This window comes from uncultured Aureimonas sp., from assembly GCF_913775355.1.
Taxonomy (GTDB): domain Bacteria; phylum Pseudomonadota; class Alphaproteobacteria; order Rhizobiales; family Rhizobiaceae; genus Aureimonas.
Window position 1 is genome coordinate 1 of sequence record NZ_CAJYIU010000117.1, and the last position, 10,216, is coordinate 10,216.

Sequence of the window (10,216 nt, forward strand, 5' to 3'; positions counted from 1 at the left end):
CCGACTTTCATCCTTCCTTCATAGTCTCGCGCAGCATGAACACGGCGTCCTCGCCGTAGCTCGCGAGCTTGGACGCCAGCGCGTCGTCCCCGACGGGCCGGAAGCCGTGCCGCGCCCAGAAGGGCGGTGTGCCGTAGACCGACACGAGAACCGCCGCACCGAACGGTTCGGCCAGCGCGAGAAGCCGTGCGATCGCGGGCTCGGCGAGCCCTCGCCCGCGCCATTCCGGCGCCACCGCTACGTCGTGGATGTAGAGCGCGTCAGCACCCTCCGGCAGGCGGCCGAGCACGGTGTCGAGCGGGGGCGGGGCGAAGCGGCGGGCGGGATAGGCGATCGCATAGGCCGCAAGCCCGCCGCCCGGCGCCGGCAGCACGAGGGAGCCCTGAGGAAACAGCGCGAGGCGATCGCGAAAGACGGCCTCGTCCTCGTGGAAGGTCGGATGCACCCGGTCGGCGAGCGCCACGACAGGAGCCGTGTCGCCCGGCGCCATCCCCCGCCAGTCGGCGGCCGCCGGCGCGCCGGCCGCACTCATCGGTGCTTGCGCCCCTCGCCGTAGAACATCTTCTCCCAGGCCTTGTGGGCCTTGTAGCCCTCGCGGATGAAGGGGGTGAAGACGGCAAGGTTGAGCACCGCCTTGTTGGTGACGCTGGCTGGGAAGCGCAGGGGCTTCTCGAAGTCGACGAAGAGCACGACGCGCACTGAATCCGAATGGTTCCAGGCCTCGTGCTCGTAGGCGTCGTCGAAGATCAGCGCTTCGCCTTCGCGCCAGTGGCGCGTGTCGTCGGCGATGCGGATGCCGATCTTTTCGGGCTGGTCGGGCACGATCAGGCCGAGATGGAAGCGCAGGACGCCGTTATAAGGCCCCCGGTGCGGCGGCAGGTGCTTGCCCGGCTCGAAGATCGAGAACATCGCCGACTTGAGGCCCGGGATCTTCTGCAGGATGCGCCAGGTCTCGGGGCACTGGCGGATCGCCTCCTCCGACTTGATCCCATAGCCGCACAGGAAGAACGTCTTCCAGTTCTGGTCCGACGAGATCGAGCGGACCTCGGACGAGATCTCGTGGAAGGCCGGCAGGTCGCCCTTGCGCACGAGAATCCTGTCGAGCTCGGCGCGGATCAGGCGCCACTCGGCCTCGACCTCGCGCGCCCAGGGAAACTCGTCGGTCGGATAGACCGGCGGATTGCCGTTCGGCGCATATTTCAGGTTCAGCGCCTCGGCCTTGTCGACGAGGCCCTGCACGACGCGGGCCGCCGTGCCCTGGCGGCTCATCGTGTCCTCGAGCCCTTGCGTCTTGCCGGTCTGCTGGGGGCCGGCCTTGTTCGACGACGTGTTTGTCATGATCGTGTCCGATACTGTCACGGCCGCGCGGCCGTTCGCCGTTTGCATGGCGCTCTTTCAGCGCCCGTTTCAACGGAAATCGTAAGGGGTCAGACCCGAAACCCATTCGTCGAGCGCGAGCGGGCGCGTCAGCGGGGGCTCGGCGCGCGAGGCGCAGGCCTCGCGTTCGCAGGTCCGGCACGCCGGGCCGATGCCGACGGCGCGCGCCGTTCCGAGCGCGCGCGCATAGACCGTCTCCGCCGCCGCCTCCCATTCGCAGCCGAGGAGAACGCGTGTGCGCCGGCCGGGATCGGGAAAGTCGCCCGAGAGGCCCGCCTCTCCCCTGGCGACCAGAAGCCACGCGGTGCCGTCCGGCATCTCGGCACGCTCGGCCAAGACCGCGTCGCCGGCGCGCACATGGGGGAGCCGCCCGCAGGCGCCGCCGAAGAGCGCCGCCGGAAAGCCCCGCGCGCCCGCGCGCCTGAGGACGTGGCCCACCGGGTCGGTTTCCAGGAAGAAGAAGGGCAGCCCAGGTGCCGTGCGGCGCTGGAGAGAGGTCAGCCGCTCCGCGGCGTCGGTGAAGCTCGCGCCGAAACGGGCGGCCAGCCGCTCGACGTCGTAGCCGACCGACACGGCCGCATCGCGGAACGGGCCGTAGGGCATGACGAGGGTGAGCGCCGCGTAGCGCGTCAGTTCGCGCACCGCGATGCGCTGCGCCTCGTCGCTGGAGAAGCCGAAGCTTGCGACCTCGGCCTCCACGGTGTCGCCGAAGGCGAGGTGCACGGCCTCCGCCGCGGTCTCGCGCAGGCGACCCGCGGCGTCGATGCGCTCAGACAGGAACAGGCGTCTCGAGTGGCGGTCGTAGCGCCGCCGCCAAAGCGGCATCACCTCGACCGGCAGGACGCGCACGGCGATGTCGTGCCGCTCGCGCAGCCAGCGCCGGAGCGCGCCGCCGAGGTCCTCGCTCAACGGCCCGACCTCCGTGCGCAGCCGCTCGGCCGCCCCCTCCAGCGCGGCATGATGGTGCGGGCGGGTTTCCAGGACGTCGCGCACCTCGTCGAGCGGCAGGCGGGACAGCCGAAGCCCCGCCCCCTCGCCGCGACCCATCGCGGCCGACAGGTCGGACAACCGCGCCTGCGTCTCGCCATAGGCCCGGTGGAGCTTGGCGAAGGCCGCGGCGACGTTGGGCGCGGCGTCGGCGAGTTCGACGAGTTCGCCCTCGCCCGGCAGTTCGCCCGCGATCAGCGGATCGGCAAAGATGCGCCGGAGGTCGGCCACCACCTTGTCGCGGTCGCCCCCCTGCCATTCCCCAAGGTCGAGCGAGAAGGCCTGCGCCATCTTCAGGAGAAGCTGCACGGTCAGCGGCCGCTGGTCGCGCTCGATGAGGTTCAGATAGGAGGGCGAGATGCCGAGCGTGCCGGCCATCGCCGTCTGCGTCAGGCCGAGTTGGTTGCGCAGGCGCCGCACCTTGGGTCCGGCAAAGACCTTGTTGTCGGCCACATCCGCTCCTTGACTGACTTTTACAAACCGACCGGCCGGCCTGTCGGGATCGCGACAACCCGACACGAATTGTGAGGTCATCCCGGCAGTTCAGGGTCGCTCCGAGAGCCCAGGCTTGTCAATTTCTTTCCACGGACGCCGCATCGAGACGGCGCGCCAGGACCGACAAGACCAAGGAGCCATCGCGATGACCGATTTTTACACGCTCGTTCCCAGCGCCCCCGAAGGCCGCTTCGACGGTGTGGAGCGCGCCTATACGGTGGCCGATGTCGAGCGGCTGCGCGGCTCGGTCGCGATCCGCCACACGCTCGCCGAGAACGGCGCCAACCGGCTCTGGAAGCTTCTCCACGAGGAGGATTTCGTCAACGCGCTCGGCGCGATGACCGGCAACCAGGCGATGCAGCAGGTCCGCGCCGGGCTGAAGGCGATCTACCTGTCGGGCTGGCAGGTCGCGGCCGACGCCAACACGGCGGGCGCGATGTATCCCGACCAGTCGCTCTATCCCGCCAACGCCGCGCCCGAGCTCTGCCGCCGCATCAACCGCACGCTGCAGCGCGCCGACCAGATCGAGACGGCGGAGGGCCGCCATTCGGTCGACACGTGGTTCGCGCCGATCGTCGCGGATGCCGAGGCCGGCTTCGGCGGCCCGCTCAACGCCTTCGAGATCACCAAGGCCTTCATCGAGGCGGGCGCAGCCGGCGTCCACTTCGAGGACCAGCTGGCATCGGAAAAGAAGTGCGGCCATCTCGGCGGCAAGGTGCTGATCCCGACCGCAGCGCACATCCGCAACCTCACCGCCGCGCGCCTCGCCGCCGACACGATGGGCACGCCGACACTCGTTATCGCGCGCACCGACGCCGAGGCTGCGACGCTTCTCACCTCCGACATCGACGAGCGCGACCGGCCGTTCGTCGATCACGACCGCGGCCGCACGCCGGAGGGCTTCTTCCATGTGAGGAACGGGCTGGAGCCCTGCATCGCGCGCGCCATCGCCTATGCGCCGCATGCCGACCTCATCTGGTGCGAGACCTCCAAGCCCGATCTCGGGGAGGCGCGGCGCTTTGCGGAAGCCGTGCGGCGCGAGCACCCCGACCAGATGCTGGCCTACAACTGCTCGCCCTCGTTCAACTGGCGCAAGAACCTCGACGAGGCGACGATCGCGAAGTTCCAGCGCGAGCTCGGCGCCATGGGCTACAAGTTCCAGTTCATCACGCTGGCCGGCTTCCACCAGCTGAACTTCGGCATGTTCGAGCTCGCCCGCGGCTACCGCGACCGCCAGATGGCCGCCTATTCCGAGCTGCAGGAAGCCGAGTTCGCGGCGGAAGCCAACGGCTACACCGCGACGCGCCACCAGCGCGAGGTCGGCACCGGCTACTTCGACGCCCTCGCCACGGTGATCGGCGGCGGCGCGTCATCCACCACCGCCATGCACGGCTCGACCGAAGCCGCGCAGTTCCGTCACGCCGCCGAATGACCATCCGCCACCCAACCGCGACAAGGAGAAGCATCATGAGCAACGTCAGCCCGATCGAGCGTCCCCGCACCCATGTCCGCGAGCGCGCCGAGGCGCAGGCGAGCACGCTGTCGGAGGACGCGCAGAACGCCATCCGCATCCTCGCCAACGACCTCCACCGCCTCAACCAGTCCGTGATGCGCGCCGTCGAGGCCGGCGTCTCGGTCGAGCTCGTCCGCTCCGCCCGCCATCACGGCGGCGACGGAAGCTGGGGCGACCTGATGATCCCGGTGGTACTCGCCGGCCGCATTTGAGACGGCGCCCTGCCCGCGACCTGAGCCTCCGGCGCCCCGCCGCCAGAGGCTTTCGGCTTTCTCGGCAACCGGCTATGCTTTCGCCATCTGCCCCTTCCCAGCAGGACCGCATGCAGGACCGTACCCGACCGCCCAAGCACGACGCCGGCGCCTTGTCGAAGATCAAGCGCGACAAGCCCAAGCGACGCGGTGCACCGGAGGGGCGGACGATCGGCAAGGTGTCGGGCACACCGGCGGAACGGCCGCGAATCGCCAAGACCGTGCCGGCCGCGGCCGCGGACCGCTCCGGCTTCCTCGACTCCAAGCGCGGCGTGCGCTCGATGGCGGAAGCCGCCGAATGGTTGCGGGTGCGGGGCATCGAAGATCTCGAATGCATCACGCCCGACCTTGCGGGCGTCGCGCGCGGCAAGATGATGCCGGCCAAGAAATTCACCGGCAACACATCGCTGGCGCTCCCGTCCGCGCTCTTCATGCACACGATCTCGGGCGAGTACCCGGAGGAGACCGGCTCGTTCCGTTACTCGCCGAACGACGGCGACCTGAAGCTCGTGCCGGACCTCTCGACCCTCTCGGCCGTGCCCTGGGAGACGGACCCGACGGCACAGGTGATCTGCGATCTCGTGGACACGGCCGGCGAGGCGGTCGGTTACACGCCCCGCAACGTCCTCAAGCGCGTCGTGAAGCTCTACGAGGATCGCGGCTGGCGCCCGGTGGTGGCGCCCGAGATCGAGTTCTACCTCGTCTCCAAGAACGTCGACCCCGACTATCCCCTGACGCCGCCGATCGGCCGCTCGGGGCGCCAGATCCAGGGGGGCCAAGCCTATTCGATCGGCGGCATCAACGAGTTCGACGAGCTGATCGACGACATCTACCACTTCTCCGACGGGCAGGGCCTCGAGATCGACACGCTGATCCACGAGGACGGCGCGGCGCAGCTCGAGATCAACCTGCGGCACGGCAACCCGGTGGAGCTGGCCGACCAGGTCTTCATGTTCAAGCGCACGATCCGCGAGGCGGCGCTGAAGCATGACATTTACGCGACCTTCATGGCCAAGCCCATCCAGGGCCAGCCCGGCTCGGCCATGCACATCCATCAGTCGGTGGTGGATCTCGCGACCGGGCGCAACGTCTTCTCAGGCGAAGACGGCTCGCCGTCGCCGCTGTTCTATCATTTCCTCGGCGGCATGCAGCGCTACGTGCCGGCCGCGCTCGTGATGATGGCGCCTTACGTCAACTCCTATCGCCGCCTCACCTACGGCATGTCAGCGCCGACCAACAACGCCTGGGGCTTCGACAACCGCACCACGGCCTTCCGCGTGCCGGCGTCGGACGCCGCCGCGCGGCGCGTCGAGAACCGCCTGCCTTCGTCCGATGCCAATCCGTATCTCGCGCTCGCGGCCTCGCTCGCCTGCGGCTGGCTCGGCATGGTCAATGCGGTGGAGCCGGACCAGCCGACCGATCGCACCGTCAACGAGGACGGCGTGATCTCGCTGCCGCGTGGTCTTCTCGAGGCGGTCGCCGCCTTCGAGGCGGAGGAGGCGTTCCAGGAGGTGCTGTCGAAGGACTTCGTCGGCACCTATGCCGGCATCAAGCGCGGCGAGCACGAGACCTTCATGCAGGTCATCAGCCCGTGGGAGCGCGAGTTCCTGCTCCTGAATGTCTGAGCCCTACCAGTCCCCGATCTCGCCGGGCCGGTCCTGGTACGAGGACTCCGTCGGCGAACGCCCGCGCTACCCCGCGCTCGACGGCTCGGCGCGCGCCGATGTCCTCGTCGTCGGCGGCGGCTTCACCGGCCTGTCCGCCGCGCTCCACCTCGCCCGCGCCGGCATCGACGTCGTCGTCTGCGAGGCCGCCCGGCTCGGCGACGGCGCCTCGGGGCGCAACGGCGGCCAGTTCGGCACCGGTCAGCGCCTGTGGCCGGAGGAGATGGAGGAGAAATACGGGCTGGAAACGGCCCGCCGCCTCTTCGCGATGGCGGAGGACGCGAAAGCCGGCCTGCACGAGACGATGGTGGGCGAGGGCATCGCCGCCGACTTTCGCCCCGGCCAGATCTCGCTCGCCCATCGCATGCGCTACGTCGACGAGTTCCGCCGCCACGCCGACCATCTCGCCGAGCGCTACGACTACCCGCATCTGCGCTTCATGGAGCGCGAGGAGACCGCCGAGCGCCTTGGGTCCGGCACCTACCATGCCGGCCTTCGCGACGTCGGCACCGGACACCTCCATCCGATGAAGCTTCTCGTCGGCCTCGGCCAAGCGGCCGCGCGCGCCGGCGCGAGGCTCTGCGAGGAGACGCGCGTCGAGAGCCTGACGCGCACCGCCGCCGGGCTCTGGGAGGCGCGCACGGCGCGCGGCACGGTCACCGCCGCGCGCGTGCTTCTGGCGACCAACGCCCATGGCGGCCGGCTCGAGCCGGAGAGCGCCGCGCATGTCATGCCGATCCGCTCGTTCATCGCGGCGAGCGAGCCCCTGGCCGAGCCGGACCGCGTCCTTCCCGGCAACGAGGCAGCGGACGACTCCCGCTTCGTGGTGCGCTATTTCCGCAAGAGCGCCGACGGGCGGCTCCTCTTCGGCGGGCGCGAGGCCTACACCTCAGCGTCGGGCGACATCGCCGGGCAGATCCGCAAACAGGTCGTCTCGATCTGGCCGCACCTGTCCGACGTCCGTTTCACCCACGCCTGGGGCGGGTCGGTCGCCGTCACCATGCCGCGCATGCCCTATGTCGCGGAAGCCCAGCCCGGCCTCGACGTCGTCGCCGGGTTTTCGGGCCACGGGGTGATGCTGACGCACTGGACGGGCAAGCTCTACGCCGACCGGCTGACCGGCCGCGGCGATCCTCTCACCGACCTTCGCGACCTCGACATTCCCGCCTTCCCCGGCGGGACGTGGCTGCGCGCGCCGCTCCTGTTTCTCGCCATGACGTGGTACGCCTTGCGCGATCGGTTGTGATGACGGAAAAGGGCGAAAGGAACGGTCGCGTTTCCATTTTGTCCGATCTATCAGAAGTTTCAGGATTTGAGCGCCACCACCGCCCCCTCCCGCGCCGAACCGTCCCTGCGGGATCGGCTGCGCGCGGACACCCGTGACGCGCACGAGGCACTCGACGCATCCTTCGCCGACATGTTCGCGGATATCTCCGGAGCGCAGTACCGGCGCTTCATCGCCATGAACCTCAAGGCTCACGAGGCGATCGAGCCGGTTCTGGCCGAGAGCCCGCTCGGGCGTCCGGGCGCGGGCGACGACCACGCCGACCGTCTGGAGGCGGCACGACAGGACGCGAAGGCTCTCGAGGTCGAGCCTAGCCCAACATCGCCCTTTCCTTTGCCGCGACCGGATATCTTCGAAGCCTTCGGCATCGCCTATGTGCTGGAAGGCTCGCGTCTCGGCGCTAAATATATGTCGCGCGCCATCAAACGTGATGAGCGACTTTCTGGCGCGCGCTGGCCGACTCACTATCTGGAGGCTTCCAGCGACGCGCGTCCGTTCACCCGGCTGCTCGATCGCATGGCGGCCGAACCGGCGGGCGAGGACGACATGCGGCGGGCCACGGCAGCGGCGGACGCGACGTTCCGCTACTTCCGCATGCTGTGCGGGGACAACGACGAGAGGACGACCCGCGCTTGACGATCCAGCCACCGCCGTTCGGCGACGTCGACATCACCAACTGCGAGCGCGAGCCGATCCAGTTCCTGGGTCGGATCCAGAACTTCGGCTATCTGCTGGCGGTGTCGACCGACTGGCTGATCGAACGCGTCTCGACCAATATCGCTGATGTCGTCGGGCGCGAGCCCGAGAGTCTCCTCGGCGAATCCGTCCTCACCATCGTCTCGGAAAGCGCACTCCACTCGATCCGCGGCCGCCTGCAGATCCTGTCGGGCGACAACGGGGCCGAGCGCATTGTCGGCCTCGACCTCTTCGGCACCGGTACGCGCTTCGACGTGGCGATCCATGTGTCGGGCGGCTCGATCATCATCGAGGCCGAGCCGCAGGCCGAGCGCCCGTCGACCAATCCCGGCGCGCTCGTCAAGAGCATGATCACGCGGGTCCAGAAGACCCAAGGGCTGGACGGCCTCTACAAGGAAAGCGTGCGCCAGCTTCGCGGCATCACCGGTTTCGACCGCGTGATGCTCTATCGCTTCGCCAGCGAGGGCGCCGGCTCCGTGATCGCGGAAGCCGCGCGCTCCGGCATCGGCTCGTTCCTCGGCCTGAACTACCCGGCGACCGACATTCCGCCCCAGGCGCGCGCGCTCTACGTGCGCAACCAGGTGCGCCTCATCGCCGACGTCCAGTCGCAAACCGTGCCGGTGATCCCGGAGTTCGATCCGCATGGCAAGGCGCTCGACCTCTCGCTGTCGGTCCTCCGCTCGGTCTCGCCGATCCACATCGAATACCTCACCAACATGGGCGTCTCGGCCTCCATGTCGGTGTCGATCGTCATCGATGGCCAGCTCTGGGGCCTCTTCGCGCTCCACAACTATGCGCCGCGCCATCTTGCGATGGAGGTGCGCGCAGCGGCCGAGCTGTTCGGCCAGATGGTCTCACTGATTATCGAGGGGCGCCTTGCCAAGGAGCAGCGCCAGCTCGAGGAAGCCGGCCGCGTCCTGCACGACCGCTTCGTCTCGCGCATCGTCGCGGCGTCCTCGACGCTCGACACGATCGGCGAGTTCGCCGACGACCTGCGCGAGATCATCCCGGCCGACGGGTTCGCGGTCTACGTCAAGGGCGAGGCGCAGTGCTACGGGCACTGCCCGTCGCCGGAAGAGATCGCCCATCTCGCACGCTTCCTTAACCGCGCAGGCTCCGGCCGGATCTTCGCGACCGACGAGATCTCTGCGGTGCATCCGCCGGCGGCTGACTACATCGAGCGCGCATCGGGGGTCCTCGCGATCCCGATCTCGCGCTCGCCGCGCGACTATCTCCTGTTCTTCCGCCGCGAGATCATCCAGACGGTGACCTGGGCGGGCGATCCGAAGACCAAGGAGCGCACGGTCGGCCCGAACGGCGTGCGCCTGACGCCGCGCAAGAGCTTCGAGGCCTGGAAGCAGACCGTCAACGGCAAGAGCTTCCCGTGGACCGTCAGCGAGACCAAGGCCGCCGAGGGGTTGCGCGTCTCGATCCTCGAGGTGCTCCTGCGCTTCAACGAGGAGTCGCAGCGCCAGCAGACGCTCGCCACGCAGCGACAGGAACTCCTGATCGCCGAACTGAACCACCGCGTGCGCAACATCCTCAGCCTGATCCGGGCGCTGGTGGTGCAGTCGAAGCCGGGCGCGACGACCGTCGACGAGTTCGCCGCGATCATCGGCGGGCGCATCCAGGCTCTGGCGCGCGCGCACGACCAGATCACCAGCGCCGACGCGGGCGCGGTGACGCTCAGCGACATCATCCGCACCGAGGTCTCGGCCTATATCGGCGAGAAGGCGAGCCGCGTCCTGATGTCGGGCCCCGAGATCGTCGTCGAGGCCGTGACCTTCTCGACGCTGGCGCTGGTGTTCCACGAGCTTGTGACCAACTCGGCCAAGTACGGCGCCCTGTCCGATTCGTCGGGCAGCGTCGCGGTGAACTGGTTCATCGACGAGAACGACGCCTGCCGGATCGAATGGATCGAGAGCGGCGGGCCGCCGGTCACCGCGCC

General features: G+C 69.1%; 9 protein-coding genes. 6 read left to right on the top strand and 3 right to left on the bottom strand.

Translation table 11 applies throughout. The features are described 5' to 3' along the window. Positions 1-7: 7 nt before the first annotated feature. The 3 genes from QZ753_RS08345 to QZ753_RS08355 all read right to left on the bottom strand — a co-directional run bounded on the left by QZ753_RS08345 (position 8) and on the right by QZ753_RS08355 (position 2,817). On the bottom strand, positions 8-532 hold the full coding sequence (locus tag QZ753_RS08345; RefSeq protein ID WP_294642718.1) for a GNAT family N-acetyltransferase: 525 nt from the start codon (positions 530-532) through the stop codon (positions 8-10). After that, a complete protein-coding gene (locus QZ753_RS08350; RefSeq protein WP_294642720.1) occupies positions 529-1,338 on the bottom strand; it encodes an aspartyl/asparaginyl beta-hydroxylase domain-containing protein in 810 nt (269 codons plus the stop codon). Before QZ753_RS08350 ends, QZ753_RS08345 begins: the two co-directional genes overlap by 4 nt. A gap of 69 nt (positions 1,339-1,407) precedes the next feature. Continuing rightward, positions 1,408-2,817 carry a short-chain fatty acyl-CoA regulator family protein gene (locus QZ753_RS08355; RefSeq protein ID WP_294642722.1) on the bottom strand — a complete coding sequence of 470 codons (1,410 nt, stop codon included), beginning with the start codon at positions 2,815-2,817 and terminating at the stop codon, positions 1,408-1,410. Between the two features lie 187 nt (positions 2,818-3,004). On the opposite strand from QZ753_RS08355, the gene aceA reads away from it, so the two are divergent. From aceA to QZ753_RS08385, 6 genes are all read left to right on the top strand, one after another. Then, on the top strand, positions 3,005-4,291 hold the full coding sequence (aceA, locus tag QZ753_RS08360) for an isocitrate lyase (protein ID WP_055893280.1): 1,287 nt from the start codon (positions 3,005-3,007) through the stop codon (positions 4,289-4,291). Between the two features lie 35 nt (positions 4,292-4,326). Then, complete coding sequence (locus QZ753_RS08365; RefSeq protein ID WP_090962916.1) at positions 4,327-4,584, top strand: hypothetical protein; 258 nt, start codon at positions 4,327-4,329, stop codon at positions 4,582-4,584. A 110-nt stretch (positions 4,585-4,694) separates the two neighbouring features. Continuing rightward, positions 4,695-6,248: a glutamine synthetase family protein gene (locus QZ753_RS08370; protein ID WP_294642724.1), complete on the top strand. Its 1,554-nt coding sequence runs from the start codon at positions 4,695-4,697 to the stop codon at positions 6,246-6,248. Further along, complete coding sequence (locus QZ753_RS08375; protein ID WP_294642726.1) at positions 6,241-7,533, top strand: FAD-binding oxidoreductase; 1,293 nt, start codon at positions 6,241-6,243, stop codon at positions 7,531-7,533. The genes QZ753_RS08370 and QZ753_RS08375 overlap by 8 nt, the downstream gene beginning before the upstream one ends. A 66-nt stretch (positions 7,534-7,599) precedes the next feature. Continuing rightward, on the top strand, positions 7,600-8,208 hold the full coding sequence (locus QZ753_RS08380; protein WP_294642728.1) for a biliverdin-producing heme oxygenase: 609 nt from the start codon (positions 7,600-7,602) through the stop codon (positions 8,206-8,208). Continuing rightward, positions 8,205-10,216 (top strand): HWE histidine kinase domain-containing protein (locus tag QZ753_RS08385; protein ID WP_294642730.1); only part of this gene is annotated, 2,012 nt, incomplete at its 3' end. The genes QZ753_RS08380 and QZ753_RS08385, both read left to right, overlap by 4 nt.